This is a genomic window from Kitasatospora sp. NPDC087271 (genome assembly GCF_044744605.1).
Classification (GTDB): Bacteria; Actinomycetota; Actinomycetes; order Streptomycetales; family Streptomycetaceae; genus Kitasatospora.
Map to the genome: position 1 here is coordinate 22,814 of NZ_JBIUYQ010000013.1, position 21,785 is coordinate 44,598.

General features: G+C 73.0%; 15 protein-coding genes. 10 read left to right on the forward strand and 5 right to left on the reverse strand.

Annotated elements, in window-relative coordinates; all coding sequences use genetic code 11:
• Positions 1 to 356 precede the first annotated feature (356 nt).
• Positions 357 to 1,346, reverse strand: a complete 990-nt coding sequence (gene dapD, locus ACIO9K_RS22030) for a 2,3,4,5-tetrahydropyridine-2,6-dicarboxylate N-succinyltransferase (protein WP_363588339.1) — start codon at positions 1,344 to 1,346, stop codon at positions 357 to 359.
• A gap of 176 nt (positions 1,347 to 1,522) precedes the next feature.
• Between dapD and ACIO9K_RS22035 the strand changes: the two genes are divergently transcribed.
• The 3 genes from ACIO9K_RS22035 to argF all read left to right on the forward strand — a co-directional run bounded on the left by ACIO9K_RS22035 (position 1,523) and on the right by argF (position 7,102).
• On the forward strand, positions 1,523 to 3,166 hold the full coding sequence (locus ACIO9K_RS22035; RefSeq protein ID WP_400332236.1) for a 3' terminal RNA ribose 2'-O-methyltransferase Hen1: 1,644 nt from the start codon (positions 1,523 to 1,525) through the stop codon (positions 3,164 to 3,166).
• A complete protein-coding gene (locus tag ACIO9K_RS22040; RefSeq protein ID WP_400332239.1) occupies positions 3,163 to 5,904 on the forward strand; it encodes a polynucleotide kinase-phosphatase in 2,742 nt (913 codons plus the stop codon). Before ACIO9K_RS22035 ends, ACIO9K_RS22040 begins: the two co-directional genes overlap by 4 nt.
• Before the next feature lie 196 nt (positions 5,905 to 6,100).
• A complete protein-coding gene (gene argF / locus ACIO9K_RS22045; RefSeq protein ID WP_363620213.1) occupies positions 6,101 to 7,102 on the forward strand; it encodes an ornithine carbamoyltransferase in 1,002 nt (333 codons plus the stop codon).
• Between the two features lie 9 nt (positions 7,103 to 7,111).
• Here argF and ACIO9K_RS22050 read toward each other — a convergent pair whose 3' ends face one another.
• Positions 7,112 to 7,684, reverse strand: a complete 573-nt coding sequence (locus ACIO9K_RS22050) for a superoxide dismutase family protein (RefSeq protein WP_363620215.1) — start codon at positions 7,682 to 7,684, stop codon at positions 7,112 to 7,114.
• A gap of 469 nt (positions 7,685 to 8,153) precedes the next feature.
• Between ACIO9K_RS22050 and acnA the strand changes: the two genes are divergently transcribed.
• Together acnA and ACIO9K_RS22060 are read left to right on the forward strand one after the other, a co-directional pair.
• Positions 8,154 to 10,799, forward strand: coding sequence for an aconitate hydratase AcnA (gene acnA, locus ACIO9K_RS22055; RefSeq protein ID WP_363620217.1), 2,646 nt, complete (start codon positions 8,154 to 8,156; stop codon positions 10,797 to 10,799).
• A 186-nt stretch (positions 10,800 to 10,985) separates the two neighbouring features.
• Complete coding sequence (locus ACIO9K_RS22060; RefSeq protein WP_400332243.1) at positions 10,986 to 12,323, forward strand: glycoside hydrolase family 18 protein; 1,338 nt, start codon at positions 10,986 to 10,988, stop codon at positions 12,321 to 12,323.
• 56 nt (positions 12,324 to 12,379) lie between these two features.
• Here ACIO9K_RS22060 and pepN read toward each other — a convergent pair whose 3' ends face one another.
• Complete coding sequence (gene pepN, locus ACIO9K_RS22065; protein ID WP_400332246.1) at positions 12,380 to 14,944, reverse strand: aminopeptidase N; 2,565 nt, start codon at positions 14,942 to 14,944, stop codon at positions 12,380 to 12,382.
• A 225-nt stretch (positions 14,945 to 15,169) separates the two neighbouring features.
• Between pepN and ACIO9K_RS22070 the strand changes: the two genes are divergently transcribed.
• The gene (locus tag ACIO9K_RS22070) at positions 15,170 to 15,802 is read left to right on the forward strand and encodes a disulfide bond formation protein DsbA (RefSeq protein WP_400332249.1); all 633 of its coding nucleotides are present in this window, start codon (positions 15,170 to 15,172) and stop codon (positions 15,800 to 15,802) included.
• Between the two features lie 60 nt (positions 15,803 to 15,862).
• On the opposite strand, the gene ACIO9K_RS22075 is transcribed toward ACIO9K_RS22070, so the two are convergent.
• The gene (locus ACIO9K_RS22075) at positions 15,863 to 17,278 is read right to left on the reverse strand and encodes an amino acid permease (RefSeq protein WP_400332252.1); all 1,416 of its coding nucleotides are present in this window, start codon (positions 17,276 to 17,278) and stop codon (positions 15,863 to 15,865) included.
• Between the two features lie 277 nt (positions 17,279 to 17,555).
• Between ACIO9K_RS22075 and ACIO9K_RS22080 the strand changes: the two genes are divergently transcribed.
• From ACIO9K_RS22080 to ACIO9K_RS22095, 4 genes are all read left to right on the forward strand, one after another.
• On the forward strand, positions 17,556 to 18,155 hold the full coding sequence (locus tag ACIO9K_RS22080) for a biotin transporter BioY (protein WP_363586434.1): 600 nt from the start codon (positions 17,556 to 17,558) through the stop codon (positions 18,153 to 18,155).
• 44 nt (positions 18,156 to 18,199) lie between these two features.
• On the forward strand, positions 18,200 to 18,685 hold the full coding sequence (locus ACIO9K_RS22085; protein WP_063347575.1) for a ribose-5-phosphate isomerase: 486 nt from the start codon (positions 18,200 to 18,202) through the stop codon (positions 18,683 to 18,685).
• 432 nt (positions 18,686 to 19,117) lie between these two features.
• Positions 19,118 to 20,209, forward strand: a complete 1,092-nt coding sequence (locus ACIO9K_RS22090) for a PP2C family protein-serine/threonine phosphatase (protein ID WP_400332257.1) — start codon at positions 19,118 to 19,120, stop codon at positions 20,207 to 20,209.
• A gap of 501 nt (positions 20,210 to 20,710) precedes the next feature.
• Positions 20,711 to 20,908 carry a hypothetical protein gene (locus ACIO9K_RS22095; protein WP_063347574.1) on the forward strand — a complete coding sequence of 66 codons (198 nt, stop codon included), beginning with the start codon at positions 20,711 to 20,713 and terminating at the stop codon, positions 20,906 to 20,908.
• 34 nt (positions 20,909 to 20,942) lie between these two features.
• On the opposite strand, the gene ACIO9K_RS22100 is transcribed toward ACIO9K_RS22095, so the two are convergent.
• Complete coding sequence (locus ACIO9K_RS22100; protein WP_363586433.1) at positions 20,943 to 21,734, reverse strand: DUF6348 family protein; 792 nt, start codon at positions 21,732 to 21,734, stop codon at positions 20,943 to 20,945.
• Positions 21,735 to 21,785 lie beyond the last annotated feature (51 nt).

The window sequence follows — 21,785 nt, forward strand, 5'->3', positions numbered from 1 at the left end:
AACCGCTCCGGCGGCCGGTCACCTCGCGCCACCCGATGTGGTCCAACTCCGTTACGCCGTAAGCCTCCCGGGTGATCCCGGCTTGCCGCCGCGAAGCGGCCTGGGCTAGGCGCGCGACGAGACACTCCCGGCTTGCTCGGCGCCGAGCAAGCCGGGTGCCCGAGCAAGCCGGGTGCCCGACCAAGCCGGGACCGGGCCAAGGCTTCGGGCGAGGGGAAGGAGGAGAGGGCGGAGGGGAGGGAGGGGGAGGGGGAGGGGGAGGGGGAGGGGGCCCGCACGCCCGCCGAAAGCCGCAGAACGCACTCGGGGTTCGGAGCCCGAGTCGGCTCCGAACCCCGATGGTGTGGTCCCGCAGGTCAGTTGTGGGCGTGCAGGTCGGCGTTGAGGCCGCCCCAGGAGCCGGAGCGGGCGATGACCTCGACGGCGCCGGTCTGCGAGTTGCGGCGGAACAGCAGGTTGTCCTGGCCGGACAGCTCGACGGCCTTGGCCACGGTGCCGTCCGGGGTGGTGACCCGGGTGCCGGCGGTGACGTAGAGGCCGGCCTCGATGACGCAGTCGCTGCCGAGCGAGATGCCGATGCCGGCGTTGGCACCGAGCAGGCAGCGCTCGCCGACCGAGACGACCTGCTTGCCGCCGCCGGAGAGGGTGCCCATGATCGAGGCGCCGCCGCCGATGTCGCTGTGGTCGCCGACGACGACGCCCGCGCTGATCCGGCCCTCGACCATGGAGGTGCCGAGGGTGCCGGCGTTGAAGTTGACGAAGCCCTCGTGCATCACGGTGGTGCCGGCGGCCAGGTGGGCGCCGAGGCGGACGCGGTCGGCGTGGGCGATGCGCACACCGGACGGGGCGACGTAGTCGGTCATCCGCGGGAACTTGTCGATGCCGTACACGGCGAGCTGGCCGCCCTGGGCGCGGACCGCGAGGCGGGCCTGCTCGACCGCGTCCACCGGGACGGGGCCGATGCTGGTCCACGCGACATTGGCGAGCAGCCCGAAGACGCCGTCCAGGTTCTGGCCGTGCGGCTTGACCAGGCGGTGGCTGAGCAGGTGCAGGCGCAGGTACACGTCGTGGGTGTCGAGCGGCTTCTCGTCGAGCGAGGCGATGGTGGTGCGCACGGCGACCACCTCGACGCCGCGGCGCGGGTCGGCGCGCAGCGCCTCGGCCGCGCCTGCGCCGAGTTCGGCCTCGGCCTGCTCGGCGGTCAGGCGGACGGTGCCGGCCGGGCCAGGCTCGGCGGCCAGGGCGGGGGCGGGGAACCAGGTGTCGAGGACGGTGCCGTCGGCGGCGATGGTGGCCAGGCCGGCGGCCACGGCCCCGTTCGGGAGGGAGGTCGATTCAGCAGTCACACCGTGCACGGTAACCAATGCGGGGCCCTGCTGCCGAACACGCCCGTCGTACGGACGCGGCCGCCGCTCGGCACGCCCCCGCCGTGCGTACACGGTCACCGGCGGGCTGCGGCGGACGGCCGCCGAGCCGGAAAACCCGGTGTTCAGCGAAGGTTTGCTCGGCGATACTCGGGCGGGTGTTCATGTCGATCTCCACCACCGGCAGCGTCGAGGGCCCGGCCACCGATCTCGGCTTCCTGCTGCACAAGCACCCGGGCAAGGTCCAGCGGTTCGCGACGTCGCACGGCGAGGCGCACGTCTTCTACCCCGAGGCGGGCGACGACGTCTGCACGGCGGCGCTGCTGCTGGACGTCGACCCGATCGCGCTGGTCCGCAAGGGCCGGGGCAAGGGGCGCGGCGGTTCGCCGGACTTCGCGCTCGCCCAGTACGTCAACGACCGCCCGTACGCGGCGTCCTCGCTGCTCGCGGTGGCGCTGCGGACGGTGTTCCGGTCCGCGATGAAGGGCGCCTGCCCGGCCCGGCCCGGGCTGGCGGACCGGCCGCGCCCGCTGCGGATCACGCTGCCCGCGGTGCCCGCGAACGGCGCGGGCGAGGGCGGTGGCCCGGCGATGGCGGTCCGGCTGTTCGAGCCGCTGGGCTGGCGGGTCGAGGCGGTGGCGCTCCCGTTGGACGAGGTGTTCCCGGAGTGGGGCGAGTCCCGGTACGTGCGGCTCACGCTGGTCTCGGACGCCGTGCGGCTCGCCGACGCGCTCCAGCAGCTGTACGTGCTGCTGCCGGTGCTGGACGGTGCCAAGCACTACTGGGTCGCCCCGGACGAGGTGGACAAGCTGCTCGCCGCCGGCGAGGGCTGGCTGGCCGCCCACCCGGAGCGCGCCCTGATCACCCGCCGCTACCTGTCCCGGAGCCGGGCGCTGACCCGGGTGGCGATGGAGCGTCTGGAGCTGGCCCGGCTGGCGGAGGCGGACGACCGGGAGCCCGAGGAGGTCGACAACGCGGTCGACGAGCGGCCGGACGAGCCGGAGGAGGCCGCCGGGGCGGCATCGGAGCCCAGGCCGCCGTCCCTCGCCGGGCAGCGCCGCGCCGCGATCCTCGCCGCCCTGCGGGAGGTGGGCGCGGCCCGCGTCGCCGATCTCGGCTGCGGCCGGGGCGAGTTGATCGGCGAACTGCTGAAGGACGCCCGGTTCACCGAGGTGCTCGGCGTGGACGTGTCGGCGCGGGCCTTGCAGGCGGCGGCCCGCGGACTGCGCCTGGACCGGATGCCGGAGCGGCAGGCGGCCCGGGTGACGCTGGCGCAGGGCGCGCTGACGTACACGGAGGCCCGGTTGAAGGGCTTCGACGCGGCGGTGCTGTGCGAGGTGGTCGAGCACCTGGACCTGCCCAGGCTGCCCGCCCTGGAGTACGCGGTGTTCGGCGCGGCCCGGCCGGGGGCGGTGGTCGCCACCACGCCGAACGCCGAGTACAACGTCCGCTGGGAGAGCCTGCCGGCGGGCGCTGTCCGGCACGCCGACCACCGCTTCGAGTGGTCGCGCGCCGAGTTCCGCGCGTGGGCCGAGCGGGTCGCGGCGGTGTTCGGTTACACGGTGGTGCTGCGCCCGGTGGGGCCGGAGGACGGGGAGGTCGGCGCGCCGACCCAGCTGGCCCTGTTCCGCCTCGGCACCAGCCCTGCCGAGCAGACCCCGACCGAGCAGACCCCGACCGAGCAGACCCCTGCCGAGCGGACCCCGACCGGCACCACCCGGACCGACCCGGCCGCGACCGAGCAGGCCCCGACCGAGCACACCCCGGCCGACCCGGCGCCCGAAGGAGGCGAATCCCGATGACCGACGAAGCGACCCCGACGTCCGAGCAGCACCAGCACCAGCACCAGGAGCACGACCAGGGTCAGCCCCAGGACCACCCCGCCCCCCGCCGTCTCCCCGTCACCGACGTCTCCCTCGTCGTCCTGATCGGCACCAGCGGCGCCGGCAAGTCGACCTTCGCCCGCCGCCACTTCCTGCCCACCCAGGTCGTCTCCTCCGACTTCTGCCGCGGCCTGGTCGCCGACGACGAGAACGACCAGTCGGCCTCCGCCGAGGCCTTCGACGTCCTGCACTACATCGTCGGCAAGCGCCTCGCGGCCGGCCGGCTGACCGTCGTGGACGCCACCAACGTCCAGCCCGAGGCACGCCGCCAGCTGGTGCGGATCGCCCGCGAGCACGACGTGCTGCCGATCGCGATCGTGCTGGACGTCCCGCCGGGCGTGTGCGCCGAGCGCAACCGCTCCCGCCCGGACCGCCAGCTGCCGGCCCACGTCGTCCCGCGCCAGCACCGCGAGCTGCGCCGTTCCCTGCGCGGCCTGGAGCGCGAGGGCTTCCGCAAGGTGCACGTGCTGCGCGGCGCGGCCGAGGTGGCGGCGGCCGAGGTGGAGCTGGAGAAGCGCTACAACGACCTGCGTCACCTGACCGGCCCGTTCGACATCGTCGGCGACATCCACGGCTGCCGCTCCGAGCTGGAGACCCTGCTGACCCGCCTCGGCTACACGCTGACCCGGGACGCCGGGGGCCGGCCGGTGGACGCGGTGCCGCCGGCGGGCCGTACCGCCGTGTTCGTCGGGGACCTGGTCGACCGCGGCCCGGACACACCGGGCGTGCTGCGCCTGGTGATGGGCATGGTCGCGGCCGGGCACGCGCTGTGCGTGCCGGGCAACCACGAGAACAAGCTGGGCCGGGCGCTGGACGGCAAGAAGGTCAACGTCGCCTACGGTCTGCAGGAGTCGCTGGATCAGCTGGCCGGCGAGTCCGAGGAGTTCCGGGCCGAGGCGCGGGAGTTCATGCGCGGCCTGGTGAGCCACTACCTGCTGGACGGCGGCGCGCTGGTGGTCTGCCACGCCGGTCTGCCGGAGCGGTACCACGGCCGCAACTCGGGCCGGGTGCGCTCGCACGCGCTGTACGGGGAGACCACCGGCGAGACCGACGAGTACGGCCTGCCGGTGCGCTACCCGTGGGCGGAGGAGTACCGGGGCAAGGCGCTGGTGGTGTACGGCCACACGCCGGTGCCGTCGGCGAGCTTCGTCAACAACACCGTCTGCCTGGACACCGGTTGCGTGTTCGGCGGCACCCTGACGGCGCTGCGCTACCCGGAGCGGGAGCTGGTGAGCGTGCCGGCCGAGCGGGAGTGGTACGCGCCGGTTCGCCCGCTGTCCACGGACGCGCCGGGCGCCCGCGAGGGCCGTCCGCTGGATCTCGCCGACGTGGCGGGCCGCCGGGTCGTCGAGACCGGGCTGCACGGGCGGGTCGCCGTCCGGGAGGAGAACGCGGCGGCGGCGCTGGAGGTGATGAGCCGCTTCGCGCTGGACCCGCGGCTGCTGGCGTACCTGCCGCCGACGATGGCGCCGAGCGCCGCCTCCCGCCGGGACGGCTTCCTGGAGCACCCGCAGGAGGCGTTCGCCGCCTACCGCGCGGACGGCGTGCGGCACCTGGTGTGCGAGGAGAAGCACATGGGGTCCCGCGCGGTGGTGCTGGTCGCCCGGGACGACGCGGCGCTGGAGCGGCGCTTCGGCGTGGCCGGTCCGGGCGCGATCTGGACCAGGACGGGCCGGGCGTTCCTCGCCGACGACGGCCTGACCGCGGCCGTGCTGGGCCGGGTGCGGGCGGCCGCCGAGCGCTCGGGGCTGTTCGACGAGCTGGGCACCGGCTGGCTGCTGCTGGACGCCGAGCTGATGCCCTGGTCGCTGAAGGCCGTGGAACTGCTGCGCCGCCAGTACGCGGCGGTCGGCGCGGCGGCGGGCGCCGCCCTGCCGGAGGCGCTGGCGGCCCTGGAGCGGGCGGCCGGTCGCGGGCTGGACCTGGCGGAGCTGACCGCCAAGCAGCGGCGGCGCGCGGCCGACGCGCAGGCGTTCACCGAGGCGTACCGGCGGTACTGCTGGCCGACCGAGGGGCTGTCGGGCGTGCGGCTGGCGCCGTTCCAGGTGCTGGCCGCCGAGGGGGCGAACCTCGCCGTACGCCCGCACGACGAGCACCTGGCCTGGATCGACCGCCTGGTCGCGGCGGCCGAAGCGGCGGCCGAAGCGGCGGCCGAAGCGCGGGCCGAAGCCGCGCTCGCAACGGCGTCCGTGACGGCGTCCGAGGCGGCGTCCGAAACGGACGGTGACCGGGCACCGGTCCTGCACCGCACCGGCCGTCTCCTGGTGGACACCGAGGACGAGGCCTCGGTGGCGGCCGCCACGGCCTGGTGGGAGGAGCTGACGGCGGCGGGCGGCGAGGGCATGGTGGTCAAACCGCTGGCCTCGGTGGTGCGCACGAAGCGGGGCGGGGGCCGTCCGGGCGGGCTGGTGCAGCCGGGGGTGAAGGTGCGCGGCCGGGAGTACCTGCGGATCGTCTACGGCCCGGACTACACCGAGTACCTGGACCGGCTGCGCGAGCGGTCGTTGGGCCACAAGCGCTCGCTGGCGCTGCGCGAGTACGCGTTGGGCCTGGAGGCGCTGGACCGGCTGGCGGCCGGCGAGCCGCTGTGGCGGGTGCACGAGCCGGTGTTCGCGGTGCTCGCGCTGGAGTCCGAGCCGGTCGATCCGCGCCTGTAGGCCGACCGGGCGTCCAGGAGGCCCGCGCCTGTAGGCCGATCGGGCGCCGAGGGGGCCCACGGCTGTGGGCCGACCGGGCGTTGAGGGGGAGTCCGCGGCGGGGCTCCCCCTCTCCCACCCCCGGCGTGTATAGAAATTCCGAGCATCGTATAGACTTGCTACTTTCCCGTACGTCCCGTCATCCCAGGAGCCCGGTATGGCCTTCAACCTCCGGAACAGGCACTTCCTCAAGGAGCTCGACTTCACGCCCCAGGAGTTCCGCTTCCTGGTGGACCTCGCCGCCGGGCTCAAGGCGGCCAAGTATGCGGGCACCGAGCAGCCCCGGCTGCGCGGGAAGAACATCGCGCTGATCTTCGAGAAGACCTCCACCCGTACCCGCTGCGCCTTCGAGGTCGCTGCCCACGACCAGGGCGCCACCACCACCTACCTGGACTCGTCCGGTTCGCAGATCGGCCACAAGGAGTCCATCCGGGACACCGCCCGGGTGCTCGGCCGGATGTTCGACGGCATCGAGTACCGCGGCCACGGCCAGGAGATCGTCGAGGAACTGGCCGCGAATGCCGGCGTCCCGGTCTGGAACGGTCTCACCGACGAGTGGCACCCCACCCAGATGCTGGCCGACGTGCTCACCATGACCGAGCACGGCACCAAGCCGCTGACCGGGACCGCCCTCGCCTACCTCGGCGACGCCCGCTCCAACATGGGCAACTCGCTGCTGGTCACCGGCGCCCTGCTCGGCATGGACGTCCGGATCGTCGCCCCGCGCTCCCTCTGGCCGGCCGAGGAGGTCCGGAAGGCGGCCGAGACGCTGGCCGAGGCGACCGGCGCCCGGATCACCCTCACCGAGGACGTGGCCGAGGGCGTGGCCGACGTGGACTTCCTCTACACCGACGTCTGGGTCTCGATGGGCGAGCCCAAGGAGGTCTGGGCCGAGCGGATCGAGTTGCTCAAGCCCTACCAGGTGTCGATGGACACCGTCCGGGCCACCGGCAACCCGGCCGTGAAGTTCCTGCACTGCCTGCCCGCGTTCCACGACCTCGGCACGGTGGTCGGGCGGCAGATGTACGAGGCGACCGGCATGACCGAGCTGGAGTGCACCGACGAGCTGTTCGAGTCGGCGCACTCCGTCGTGTTCGACCAGGCCGAGAACCGTCTGCACACCATCAAGGCGGTCCTGGTCGCCACCCTCGGCTCCTGAAGCAGGAGCTCACTTCTCCAGCTTGACGCAGGCCGCCCGGTCGCCCGCCGCGTGCGGGCCGGCCGGGGTGCCCGCGTGCATCACCAGCGAGCGGGCCTCGCCCGGCCGGGGCTGCCAGGGCACCGAGGCCGTCGCGGTGCCCTCGCCGTGCTCGTCGGTGCGCAGCGCCAGCCGCAGTTCGTTGCGCCCGTTGGCGTACGCGGGGTCGGTGGACGGCTGCACCGGGTCCACGGCGTCCTGGTAGTGCGGTCCGGACGAGGCCGGGTCGGCCCCGCAGGAGCCGGTGTGCAGGTGCACCGGGAACTCGTGGTCGGGGGCGAGCCCGGTGACGGTCATGGTGAGCACCGTCCGCCCCGCGGTGGAGCGGTCGGTGACGATCCGGGTACGCGCGCCGTACGGCACGAGGTCGTCCGCGTAGCTGACGGCGGTCGGCGGGACGAAGGCCGTCGCGGGGTCGAAGGCGGCCTCGACGACGGAGACGGGCGAGGCGATGGGGGCCCGCGGGGTGACGGGGGCCGGGGAGGCGGCGGCGGGGGCGAGCAGGGCCAGCGGCAGCAGCGCGGCGGCGAGCGGAGTGGACATCAACGGGCCTTCCACGGGCGGGGTGACGGACACCGTGCTCAACGGCGCCGGGCGCCGGCGGACACCCTCGAACGGGCTCGGAGGCGAGCGGGCCGCGCGGGTGCGCCCCGCTCGTCCCGTCGCCGACCGGCGGTTCCGGTGGTGAGCTGGTGTGAGCCGGTGCCGAGTCGACACTGAGCCGGTGGTGGGCCGGTGGTGGGCCGGCAGCGGTGCGGTTGTCGGCCTCCGTCGCCGGAATGGCCGCTGACCTGCGCTTTTATCGACCCAGGCATGCCTGCGGTGGTGAAGGCGACGGCATGCACTATGGTTTATCTCGACATCGAGATAACTGCCCCATAGGATATATCTCGACATCAAGATACTTGCCGAGCGGAGCTCGCCGGCGATGCGGGCAAGGTAAGCCTAAGTAAGGCTGACCTTACCACCGTGGCGGCCGGATACCGCACGAAGCACCCAGAAGGAGTCAGTCGTGTCCGCGAACAGCTTCGACGCCCGCAGCTCGCTGCAGGTGGGCGACGAGTCGTACGAGATCTTCAAGCTCTCCGCCGTCGAGGGTTCCGAGCGGCTGCCGTACAGCCTCAAGGTGCTGCTGGAGAACCTGCTCCGCACGGAGGACGGCGCGAACATCACCGCCGACCACATCCGCGCGCTCGGCAACTGGGACGCCAGCGCCCAGCCGAGCCAGGAGATCCAGTTCACGCCGGCCCGCGTGATCATGCAGGACTTCACCGGCGTGCCGTGCGTGGTCGACCTCGCCACCATGCGTGAGGCCGTCAAGGAGCTGGGCGGCGACCCGGCCAAGATCAACCCGCTGGCCCCGGCCGAGCTGGTCATCGACCACTCCGTCATCGCCGACAAGTTCGGCACCCCGGACGCCTTCGTCCAGAACGTCGAGATCGAGTACGGCCGTAACAAGGAGCGCTACCAGTTCCTGCGCTGGGGCCAGACCGCCTTCGACGAGTTCAAGGTCGTCCCGCCCGGCACCGGCATCGTCCACCAGGTGAACATCGAGCACCTGGCCCGCACCATCATGGTCCGCGGCGGCCAGGCCTACCCGGACACCTGCGTCGGCACCGACTCGCACACCACCATGGTCAACGGCCTGGGCGTGCTGGGTTGGGGCGTCGGCGGCATCGAGGCCGAGGCCGCCATGCTGGGCCAGCCGGTCTCCATGCTGATCCCGCGCGTGGTCGGCTTCAAGCTCAACGGCCAGCTGCCGGCCGGCACCACCGCCACCGACCTGGTGCTCACCATCACCGAGATGCTGCGCAAGCACGGTGTGGTCGGCAAGTTCGTCGAGTTCTACGGCGAGGGCGTCTCCGCGATCCCGCTGGCCAACCGCGCCACCATCGGCAACATGTCGCCGGAGTTCGGCTCGACCTGCGCGATCTTCCCGATCGACGCCGAGACCATCAACTACCTCAAGCTCACCGGCCGCGACGAGCAGCAGCTCGCCCTGGTCGAGGCGTACGCCAAGGAGCAGGGCCTCTGGCACGACCCGTCGGTCGAGCCGGTCTTCTCCGAGTACCTGGAGCTGGACGTCTCCACCGTCGTCCCGTCGATCTCCGGCCCGAAGCGTCCGCAGGACCGCGTCGTCCTGGCCGAGGCCGCCACCCGGTTCGCCGAGGCGCTGCCGACCTACTCCGCCGAGGCCTCGAAGCCGACCGTCGTCACCGCCCCCGACGGGTCGAAGTACGAGATCGACAACGGCGCGGTCGTGATCGCCTCGATCACCTCCTGCACCAACACCTCCAACCCCTCCGTCATGCTGGGCGCCGCCCTGCTGGCGAAGAAGGCCGTGGAGAAGGGCCTCACGGTCAAGCCGTGGGTCAAGACCACCCTGGCCCCCGGGTCCAAGGTCGTCATGGACTACTACGAGAAGGCCGGCCTGCTCCCGTACATGGAGAAGCTGGGCTTCAACCTGGTCGGCTACGGCTGCGTCACCTGCATCGGCAACTCGGGCCCGCTGCCCGAGGAGGTCTCGGCCGCCGTCAACGAGGCCGACCTGGCGGTCGTCTCGGTGCTCTCCGGCAACCGCAACTTCGAGGGCCGGATCAACCCGGACGTGAAGATGAACTACCTGGCCTCCCCGCCGCTGGTGGTCGCCTACGCCCTGGCCGGCAACATGAACATCGACATCACCCGCGACGCCCTGGGCCAGGACGCCGACGGCAACGACGTCTTCCTCGCCGACATCTGGCCGTCGGAGCAGGAGGTGGCGGACACCGTCGCCGGCTCCATCGACGAGGCGATGTTCGACAAGGGCTACCAGGACGTCTTCGCCGGTGACCACCGCTGGCAGTCGCTCCCGGTCCCGACCGGCAACACCTTCGAGTGGGACGCCGAGTCCACCTACGTGCGCAAGCCCCCGTACTTCGAGGGCATGGCCAAGACCCCGAGCCCGGTGACCGACATCGCCGGCGCCCGCGTCCTGGCCAAGCTGGGCGACTCGGTCACCACCGACCACATCTCCCCGGCCGGCAACATCAAGCCGGGCACCCCGGCGGCGCAGTACCTGACCGCCAACGGTGTCGAGAAGCGCGACTTCAACTCCTACGGCTCGCGCCGCGGCAACCACGAGGTGATGATCCGCGGCACCTTCGCCAACATCCGTCTGCGCAACCAGATCGCGCCGGGCACCGAGGGCGGCTACACCCGCGACTTCACCCAGGCCGACGGCCCGGTGTCGTTCATCTACGACGCCTCGCAGAACTACCAGGCCGCCGGCACCCCGCTGGTCGTCCTGGCCGGCAAGGAGTACGGCTCCGGCTCGTCCCGCGACTGGGCCGCCAAGGGCACCGCGCTGCTGGGCGTCAAGGCCGTCATCGCCGAGTCGTACGAGCGCATCCACCGCTCGAACCTGATCGGCATGGGCGTCCTGCCGCTGCAGTTCCCGGAGGGCCAGACCGCCGAGTCCCTCGGCCTGACCGGCGAGGAGACCTTCTCCTTCACCGGCGTGACCGAGCTCAACGAGGGCCGCACCCCGAAGACCGTCAAGGTCAAGGCCGGTGACAAGGAGTTCGACGCGGTCGTCCGCATCGACACCCCCGGTGAGGCGGACTACTACCGCAACGGCGGCATCCTGCAGTACGTGCTGCGCTCGCTCATCGGCTGAACCGAGTTCTAGTTCCGGGGGCTGAGCGCCCCGGTGGCTGAGAGGCCGGACCGCATCGCGCGGTCCGGCCTCTTTTGCATGCTGCCTCTCCTGAGCCCTGCCCCTTGTGCGGTGTGCCGCGATGGACTAAACCTCTATCCCATCTGGTCCAGACCAATTGACGCTCATTCAGAGAACAGGTCCGGTATGCCCACTCGCGCCTCAGCCCTGCTCGCCGCCGCCACCGTCGCCGCGCTGCTCGCCGCCCCCGCCACCGCCAACGCCGCCGACGGCGGGCACGGCTCGAAGCTGAAGGGCCAGCGGGTCGGCTACTTCACCCAGTGGGGCGCCGACAGCTCCGCCAAGCGCGTCCAGGACTCCGGCCAGGCCGGGAAGCTCACCGTCGTCAACTACGCCTTCGGCAACGTCTCCGCCGACGGCACCTGCTTCGAGAGCAACGACGCCGGCCAGGGCGACGCCCACAACGACTACCAGCGCGCCTTCTCCGCCGCCGACGCGGTCGACGGCGTGGCCGACGCCCCGGGCCAGAAGCTGAAGGGCCACTTCAACCAGCTGCGCAAGCTCAAGGCGAAGAACCCGCAGCTGCGCACGGTCATCTCGCTCGGCGGCTGGAGCTGGTCCAAGTACTTCTCCGACGCGGCCGCCACCGACGCCGCGCGCAAGAAGTTCGTCTCCTCCTGCATCGACCTCTACCTCAAGGGCGACGTGCCGGTCCTGCCCGGCTCCCCGGAGGGCGGCGCCGGCGCGGCCGCGGGCGTCTTCGACGGCATCGACATCGACTGGGAGTACCCGGGCGGCGGCGGGGACCCGGGCAACGTGGTCCGCCCCGAGGACGGGCGCAACTTCACCCTGCTGATGCAGGAGTTCCGCCGCCAGCTCGACGACTTCGGCAAGAAGGGCGGCAAGGATGGCGGCAAGAAGGGCGACAAGGGCAGGCACTACCTGCTGACCGCCGCCGTCGCCGCCAACGAGACCGTCGCCGACCGGCTCGAACTGCCCGAGCTGAGCGAGTCGGTGGACTGGCTCAACCTGATGACCTACGACCTGCACGGCCCCTGGGAGGGCAAGGGCCCGGCCAACCACCAGGCCAACCTCTACTCCGACCCGGCCGACCCCGACGCCCGCCGGCGCAGCGCCGACACGGCCGTCGACCACTACCAGGAGCGCGGCCTGCCAGCCGAGCAGATCGTGCTCGGCGCCCCGCTGTACGGCCACGGCTGGACGGGCGTCGCGCCCGGCAAGCGCGGCGGCCTCTACCAGAGCGCCACCGCCGCCGCCCCCGACCTCTCCTACCGGGAGGTCAACGCGCTGCCCGGCAAGGTGTACGTGGACCGCGACCACGGCGCGTCCTGGAAGTACGACGGCACCACCTTCTACAGCTACGACACCGCCGAGGTGCTCACCCAGAAGGCGCGGTACGCGCGCTGGAACGACCTGGGCGGCGTGATGGTCTGGTCGCTGGACGGCGACGACGCCCAGGGCAGCGCGATCGCCGCCCTGGACCGCGGCCTGCGCCGCGACTGACGCCCCGACGCGAAGGGGCCCGCCGTGTCCGCACGGCGGGCCCCTTCACGCCTGGGTCAGGCCCGGTCGCAGGCCTGCGCCCGCAGCGCGCGGGCCAGGTCGTCGCGGCACTCCAGGACCAGGCGGCGCAGCGCCGGCGCGGCCTGCGGGTGGCCGTCCAGCCAGGCGTCGGCCTCGGCCAGGGTCTGCTCGCTGGTCTGCGCGCGAGGGAAGAACCCGCTGACGATCCGCATCGCGATCTCGATGGTCCGCTCGGCCCAGACCCGCTCCAGCAGCTTGAAGTAGGGCGCCGCGTAGAGCGCGGTCAGGTCGCGGTGGGCGGGCAGCGCGAAGCCCGCGATCTCGGCCTCGACCAGGGCGTTCGGCAGTTCGTCGGAGTCGACCACGGCCGACCAGGCGGCGGCCTTGGCCTCCGCGGTGGGCCGGGCGGCCAGGCACTGGGTGTACTGGCGCTTGCCGCTGGCGGTGTTGTCGGCGGCCAACTCTCCGGCCAGTTCCTCGTCGCCGGCCTGGCCGGCGGCGGCCAGTGCCAGCCACAGCGACCAGCGCAGCTCCTGGTCGACCTCCAGGCCGTCGATCCGGGCGCTGCCGGCCAGCAGGCCGCGGACCAGGCCGAGGTGCTCGGCGCCGCCCGCGGTCTGGGCGAGGAAGCGGGCCCAGGCCAGCTGGTGGTCGCTGCCGGGGACGGCCTCGCGCAGTTCGCGCAGGGCGCCGTCGGCCAGCTGCCGGCCGCCCTCGCCGCGCCAGGCCGGGTCGGCGTACAGGTCGACGGCGGTCTTGGCCTGGGCGTGCAGCGACTGCAGCACGCCGATGTTGCCCTCCTGGCCGGCGAAGCGCAGCACCAGGGCGACGTAGTCGCGGGCCGGCATCAGGCCGTCCCGGGTGAGGTTCCAGACGGCGGACCAGGCGAGTGCCCGGGCCAGCTCGTCGTGGATGTCGCCGAGGCCGGTGCGCAGGGTCTCCAGGGACTCGGAGTCGAAGCGGATCTTGCAGTAGGTGAGGTCGTCGTCGTTGAGCAGCACCAGCGCGGGGCGGGGGCGGCCGGCGGCCTCGGCGACGACGGTGCGGTTGCCGGTGACGTCGAGCTCGATCCGCTCGGTGCGCACCAGGGAGCCGTCGGCGTCCCGGTCGTAGAGGCCGATCGCGATCCGGTGCGGGCGCAGCACCGCCCCGTCCTGGAGGACGGCGAGTTCGGTGATCCGGCCCTCGGCGTCGGTGGTCACCTGCGGGGTGAGCGAGTCGACCCCTGCGGTCTGCAGCCAGGCGGCGGCCCAGGCCTTGAGGTCGCGGCCGCTGGTCTCCTCCAGGACGCCCAGCAGGTCGCCGAGTTCGGTGTTGCCGAAGGCGTGGCGCTTGAAGTAGCGGCGGGCGCCCTCGAAGAAGGCCTCGGAGCCGACGTACGCGACCAGCTGCTTGAGGACGGCGGCGCCCTTGGCGTAGGTGATGCCGTCGAAGTTGAGCTTGGCGTCCTCGAGGTCGCGGATGTCGGCGGTGATCGGGTGGGTGGTGGGGAGCTGGTCCTGCCGGTAGGCCCAGGCCTTGCGCTGGTTGGCGAAGGTGACCCAGGCGGAGGAGTACCGGGTGCGGGCGCCGATCAGGCCGTAGGAGCCCATGAAGTCGGCGAAGGACTCCTTCAGCCACAGGTCGTCCCACCAGCGCATGGTGACCAGGTCGCCGAACCACATGTGCGCCATCTCGTGCAGGATGACGTTGGCGCGGCCCTCGTAGGCGGCGTCGGTGACCTTCGAGCGGAAGACGAACTCCTCGCGGAAGGTGACGCAGCCGGGGTTCTCCATGGCGCCGATGTTGTACTCGGGGACGAACGCCTGGTCGTACTTGCCGAAGGGGTACGGGTAGTCGAACTCCTCGTGGAAGAAGTCGAGTCCGAGCTTGGTGACGCCGAGGATCTCGTCCGCGTCGAAGTACTGGGCGAGGGACTTGCGGCACATCGCGGAGAGTGGGATCTCCAGGGTGGTGCCGTCGGCGAGTTCGCGGCTGTAGTGGTCGCGGGCGACGTGGTAGGGGCCGGCCACGACGGCGGTGAGGTAGCTGGAGATCGGCTGGGTCGGCGCGAACTCCCAGGTGCGGGCGGCGCCTTCCTCGGTGACCTTGTCGTGGACGGCGTTGGACCAGACGTCCCAGGCGGCGGGGGCGGTGACGGTGAAGCCGAACGGGGCCTTCAGGTCGGGCTGTTCGAAGGTCGCGAAGACCCGGCGGGCGTCGGCCGGCTCGTAGTGGGTGTAGAGGTACGTCTCGCCGTCCACCGGGTCGGTGAAGCGGTGCAGGCCCTCGCCGGTGCGGCTGTAGGCGCAGTCCGCCTCGACGGTGAGGACGTTCTCGGCGGCGAGGCCGTCGACGTGCACCCGGGCGCCGTCGTAGGCGGTGGCCGGGTCGATCGCGCGGCCGTTGAGGGTGACGGCGTGGACGGCGGGGGCGAGCAGGTCGAGGAAGGTGTCGGCGCCGGGCCGGGAGCAGCGGAACGTGACGGTGGTGGTGGAGCGGAAGGTGGCGGCCTTCGGATCGGGGGCGGAGGTCACGTCCAGCCGGACCTGGTAGCCCTCCACGGCCAGGATGCTGGCCCGCTGCTGCGCTTCGTCGCGGCTCAGGTTCTTGCCCGGCACGGCGGTACTCCTTTGTCCGGCTCGCACGGTGGTGCGTCTGTGGGTGGTGCGGTCTCGGCGCGCGGTGTGCCGCGCCCCGCAGGGGCATCCTTTCACGCCCTCCCTCGCCGGTACCATTGCACAGGCCGTCCCGGCGGGGCCGGAATCAGCGGCGGCGGGCGGGTGTTGACGAGTCGGGGTGGCACGCCTGCCTGCCTCGTCATCACCTCACGAAGGACGACAGCCGTGACGACTGCCGCTGAGCGCAAGACCGCCGACTTCTGGTTCGACCCGGCCTGCCCGTGGGCGTGGATGACGTCCCGCTGGCTGATCGAGGTGCAGCAGTTGCGTCCGGTGGACGTGAACTGGCACGTGATGAGCCTGTCGGTGCTGAACGAGGACCGCGACCTCCCGGAGAACTACCGCGAGCTGCTGGACAACGCCTGGGGCGCGGTGCGGGTGTGCATCGCGGCCGCCCGGGAGCACGGCGACGAGGTGCTGGGCCGGCTCTACACCGAGCTGGGCCTGCGCTTCCACAACCAGGGCCTGCCGCAGAACCGGGAGACGGTCGAGGCGGCGCTGGTGGCCGCCGGGCTTCCCGTGGGGCTGGCGGACGCGGCCGGCACGGACGCGTACGACGAGGCCCTGCGCGCCTCGCACAAGGAGGGCATCACCCTGGTCGGCGAGGACGTCGGCACCCCGGTGATCGCGGTGGAGGGCGTGGACGGCGAGCGGGTCGCCTTCTTCGGCCCGGTGGTCACCCCGGCCCCGAAGGGCGAGGCCGCGGCCCGGCTCTGGGACGGCACCCTGCTGGTGGCCTCCACCCCGGGCTTCTACGAGATCAAGCGGACCCGTACGGCGGGCCCGTCCTTCGAGTAGCGCGGGGCGCGCGAAGGGCCCGGTACCGCAGCAGGCGGTACCGGGCCCTGCGTGCCGGGGTCAGCGGGCGGCGGCCGCGTCCCGCCGCTGCTTGACCAGGCCGGCGGCGCTCAGCAGCGCGACCAGTACCCCGGCCGCGTACAGCTGCTGCCGGTTGCCCTCGGTGGTGGTCATCAGGGCGAGGATGCCGGTCACGGCGGCCATCGCGATCCAGGTCAGGTACGGGTAGCCCCACATCTTCACGGTGAGCAGTTCGGGCGCCTCGCGCTCCAGCCGGCGGCGCATCCGCAGCTGGACCAGGCAGATGAACAGCCAGACGACCAGGATGGCCACGCCGGTGGTGTTCATCAGCCAGGTGAAGACGGTCTCCGGCCAGAACTTGGCGGCCAGCACGGCGCCGAAGCCGAACAGGCAGGAGGCCAGCACGGCCCGGCGCGGCACCCCGCCGGAGACCTTGGCCAGCGCCCGGGGGCCCTGACCGCGGCCGACCAGCGAGTACGCCATCCGGGAGGCGCCGTAGATGTTGGCGTTCATCGCGGAGAGCAGCGCGATCAGCACCACCACCTCCATGATCGTCCCGGCGCCGGTCACCCCGAGGTGCCGCAGCACGGTGACGTACGGGCCGTCGGTGACCACCGCCGGGTCCTTCCAGGAGACCAGGGTGACGACCAGGGCCATCGAGCCGATGTAGAAGATCGCGATCCGCCACACCGCCGTGCGCACCGCGTTGGCGACGTTCTTGCGGGGGTCGTCGGACTCGGCGGCGGCGATGGTGACGGTCTCCAGCCCGCCGTAGGCGAAGACCGAGGCGAGCAGGCCGACGATCAGCCCGCTGACCCCGGTGGGCAGGAAGCCGCCCTGGCCGGTCAGGTTGGTCGCGCCGGGGGCGCCGGGGCCGATCACCCCGGCGATGCCGAGCCCGCCGAGGACCAGGAAGGCGACGATCGCGGCGACCTTGATGGCGGCGAACCAGAACTCGAACTCGCCGAAGTTCTTCACCGCGGTCAGGTTGCTGGCGCAGAAGAAGACCATGAACAGGCCGACCCAGACCCAGGAGGAGACGCCCGGCACCCAGCCGTTGACGATCTTCCCGGCGGCGGTGGCCTCGGCGGCGACGCCGCAGCACAGCATCACCCAGTACATCCAGCCGGCCGTGATCCCGGCCCAGGGGCCGATCTCCTTCTCGGCGTGCACCGAGAACGACCCGGAGGCGGGGCGGGCGGCCGACATCTCGCCGAGCATCCGCATGATCAGCATGACCAGCAGGCCGGAGAGGGTGAACGCCAGGATGATCGCCGGACCGGCGGCGGCGATGCCGGCGCCGGAGCCGACGAACAGGCCCGCGCCGATCACCCCGCCCAGCGCGATCATCGACAGGTGGCGCTGCTTGAGGCCGTGCGCGAGCTGCTGGCCGGTGGCCGGGGCGCCGTCGGCGTCGGTGGTCCCGGACGCCTTGGGCGCGGAGGTGGGGGCCATAGGGCTGGATCCAGACTGTGCGGAATGCGGCATGAGCTGTCCAATATCCGGTGACACCTCTGTTCATGCCAAGAACGGGGACCCCGGGCCCACCATGCGGACCACGCGGTGACGGAGCGGGTCCGACCGGTGACACGGCGTCGGCGCGGGCCGGAATGGGCCGGTTCCGACAACGGTCGAGGGCGGGGCTTTGTCCGAAACCGTGGCGGTGGCGTAGTGGATCACCACGTAGGTTCACAGGTGTTCACTCACCTGAGCACCCCACAGGAGACCCCCGATGGCCACTGCCACCACCCCGATACCGCGCCGCGCCGTCCTCGCCGACCTGCTGCCCGCCGCCACCACCCGCCTCGGCGCCCAGGCCCGCGACCTGGCCCTGGTGGCCGGCGGCGCCGCCCTGACCGGCGTGGCCGCCCAGCTGTCGGTGAACATCCCCGGCTCGCCGGTGCCCGTCACCGGCCAGACCTTCGCCGCCCTGCTGGTCGGCACCGCGCTCGGCGCCCGCCGCGGCGTCGCCTCGCTCGCCCTCTACCTGCTGGCCGGCCTGGCGGGGATGCCCTGGTTCGCCGAGGGCACCTCCGGCTGGACGATGCCCTCGCTCGGCTACGTGCTCGGCTTCGTCCTGGCGGCCGGCCTGACCGGCGAGCTGGCCCGCCGCGGCGCCGACCGGACCCCGGTGAACACCGCCGTCACCATGGTCCTCGGCAGCCTCGCCATCTACGCGGTCGGCGTCCCGTACCTGGCCCTGTCGCTGCACGTCCCGCTCGCCCGGGCTGCCGAGCTCGGCCTCTACCCGTACCTGGTCGGCGACGCGCTGAAGGCCGTCCTCGCCGCCGGGGCCCTGCCGCTGGTCTGGAAGCTCGCCGCGAAGCGGTGAGCCCCCTGCCGGGCCCGGGCGCACGCGCATGCCACACTCATGGCATGCGCGTGTACCTGGGCTCAGACCATGCCGGATACGAACTGAAGAACCACCTCGTGGAGTGGCTCAAGGAGGCCGGCCACGAGCCGGTCGACTGCGGGCCGCACATCTACGACGCCGAGGACGACTACCCGCCGTTCTGCCTGCGCGCCGCCGAGCGCACCGCCGCCGACCCGGAGGCGCTGGGCGTCGTCATCGGCGGCTCGGGCAACGGTGAGGCGATCGCCGCCAACAAGGTCAAGGGCGTGCGGGCGGCGCTGGCCTGGAGCGAGCAGACCGCCGGGCTCGGCCGCGAGCACAACAACGCCAACGTGGTCTCCGTCGGCGGCCGCATGCACACGCTGGAGGAGGCCACCAAGTTCGTCGAGGTCTTCCTCAACACCCCCTACAGCGGCGAGCCGCGGCACACCCGCCGGATCGAGATGCTGAGCGAGTACGAGACCACCGGCGAGCTCCCGCCGATCCCGGCCCACCACCCGCAGGGCTGATCCCTCCCCCCGTCCACCCTCCGTCGGCCGGCCGCGCGCTCCACGCGGCCGGCCGCCGCCGTTCCCGGGCCCGTACGGCTGTGTCATCGGCCACAGGGCCGGGCGCGCCGGCGCTGGTACGCGCGGGGCGCGTGCGCCGCCCGCGTGGTTCGTACGCCCAACCGGCGCACGCCTCCTGACGCCGCGCCCGCCGTCGCGGCGATCGGCCGAAACCGGCTGACGGACCCGCGCCACGGCACACCCGCTCGCGTCCGGCCCGTCGACGCCGGGCGGTGCCCGTGGATAGGGTCGGGCCCCATGGCTGGCAGACCGCCGGGCGCACCGCCCCAGACGACTGCGACGAGGCCCGGCGCCGCCACGGCGTCCGGACCCGTGACGGCCCGGTTGCGCAGGAGGCTCCGCCGGGTCCGCCGAAGGCTGCGCACGGCCGGTGTGGACTACTTCCGCGGCGGCGCCGCCGACTGGCCGGTGCTCTGCGCGCTCGCCCTGCTCGTCCCGCTGCTGATCCTGCTCAACATCTGGATCCCCGCCTGGGCCCCGCCCACCGCGCTGGTCCTGCCGATCCTGGCCGGCGCGCTGCTGCTGCGCCCCGGCAGCCTGGTGGTGCTGTACGCGCTGGCGGCGCTCGGCCTGTCCGCCGAGTCGGTGATCCACACCGGCCAGCGGGTGGCCAGCGAGAACCCCGAGGCCTACATCTACGGCGTCACCCCGGGCGCGGCCCTGGTGGTCGGCGCCGCCGGGGTGGGCGGCCTGCTGCTGGCCCAGTTCCGGGCCCGGGTCGGCGTGCCCTGGTGGGGCGGCTCGACCATGCTGTTCGACCTACGCGAGCGGTTGCGGGTGCAGAGCCGGGTGCCGGAGCTGCCGGACGGCTGGCACGCCGACATGGCGCTGCGCCCGGCCGGCGGGCAGTCCTTCTCCGGGGACTTCGTGGTCGCCGCCCGCACCGGCCCGGGCCAGCGGCTGCTGGAGGTGGTCCTCGCGGACGTCTCCGGCAAGGGCATGGACGCCGGCTCCCGCGCGCTGCTGCTCTCCGGCGCCTTCGGCGGCCTGGTGGGCTCGCTGCCCGCGCACGACTTCCTGCCCGCCGCCAACGGCTACCTGCTGCGCCAGTCCTGGGAGGAGGGCTTCGCGACCGCCGTGCACCTGGTGCTGGACCTGGACACCGGCGAGTACGAGCTGCTGTCGGCCGGGCACCTGCCGGGGATGCAGCGGCTGGCGGGCGCCGGGCGCTGGGAGGTCAAGGAGGCCGAGGGCCCGCTGCTCGGGATCTACGACGGCGCGAAGTTCGACGGCGTGCGCGGTCGGCTGAACCGCGGCGACGTGCTGATGCTGTGCACCGACGGCATGGTCGAGGAGCCGGGCCGGGACCTCTCGGAGGGGATGGACCGGCTGATGGGGGAGGCGGACCGGCTGGTGCCCGGCAGCGGTCCGGGCGCGGGGGCCGGCGCGGCGGCCGCGCTGATCGAGACGGTGGCCCGGGACATCAACGACGACCGCGCGGTCCTGCTGCTCTGGCGCGACTGACGCCCCCTCGGCCCGGCCGTCCGTCACCGGACGGACCGGCACATGCCGCGGGCACGTGCTGTCAAGCCGGGCAGCCGATCTTCGGCCAAATCGGCCGCCCCTTCGGCTGACCGGACCTGCGGCTTCCGTTACCCGCCCCCGGCCGCCTTCCGGCCGCTCAGCGCCGCCCCGGCGACGATTCGTCAGAACGGCTCCGCTATCGTCCCGGTCGGCGGAAACTCGTCTCGCATCGCAGGATATCGGCGTTGGGCTGACTGTCAGACCTTTACGCAATCGGCACGGTCGACCACACTGAGTCCGGGCGGGACTGTTCAGGATTCGGGGGATGGGGGGCGTCACGTGCGGCACGGCAGACAACGTTCGACCGCGCCGGGCTCCCTCGCCGGTGGTGTGCCGGTCGATCCGCGATTCCGCCTCGGGACCGTCGGACAGGCCGGGGTCCGGCTTCGCAGGTGCCGCCGGGCGGCGGCACCACGCTATGAAACGAGGAAGTGAGTCCGGGTGGCACTCTCCGTCTCCGCGCTGGTCCTGTTCGCAATCCTGTGCATCATCTTCATCCGCAACAAGCAGCTGAAGATCGCGCACGGCATCATCGCCGCCCTGTTCGGCTTCATGCTGCACGAGACCACGGTCGCGGGCTCGATCAACTCCCTGCTGGCGAACCTCGCCCACAGCATCTCGGGCATCACCGGCGGCTGACCCGGCCGGGCCGTCCGCGACCCCCGCGAGGGGATCACCGGCCGGCCCGTCTGGCCTCCCGCCAGCGGGCGAACAGTCCCCGGGGGCGGGCCGCCGCCTGGGCGGGGGCGCGCATCGGCGCGGGTGCCGCGGCACCCGCCGCGGCGGCCTGCCCCGGCACCGCCGAATCGGCCGTCAACAGCACGAACAGCCGCGCCCAGCACAGCCGTTCGCCCCGCGGCCAGTCCATCGCGCGCAGCGCCGCCGACGCGGCCTCCGACACCTCGCCGTCGACCCGGACCTCGGCGACGTCGTCGCCCGCCTTCCCGCCCAGGAAGAGCTTCACCCCGACCGGCCCCGGCCCGGCCAGCTGCGGCCGCAGCGCGGGCGCGAGCGCCGGCAGCACCCGGTGCTCGGCGAGCCAGCCCGCCAGGTGCTCGTTGCCGAAGCCGAACACCGCCGCCGGCCCCTGGACGGCGTGCCAGCCCTGGAGTTCGGCGTGGTCCGCGTGGTCGGCGTGCACGCCGCGCCGGTCCGTCAGCTCGACCAGCACCGAGGCGGTGGTGGTCGCCCACATCTTCACCGCGTTGGCGAGCTTCTCCTCCTCGGTCTTGCCGAGGCCGGCCGCGCAGTCCCACACCACCGGGGCGTCCGCCCGGCCCAGGTGCAGCACGTAGCCGAGGTCGACGTGGCCGGCGCCGTCGTCCCCGGGGTGCTCGCGCACCGCCACCGCCGTCGTCCCCGGGCCGCGCACCACCTCGCCGTCGGCGGTGAACTCCTGCCCGAGGCGTGCCATCTCCCGGACGACACAGCGCTGTATGACGGCCAGCCGCTCCTGGGGACGCACCGGGACTCCTCCACCTCGGAGCGCGGCGGGTGAGCTCCCGCTCGAACTGCG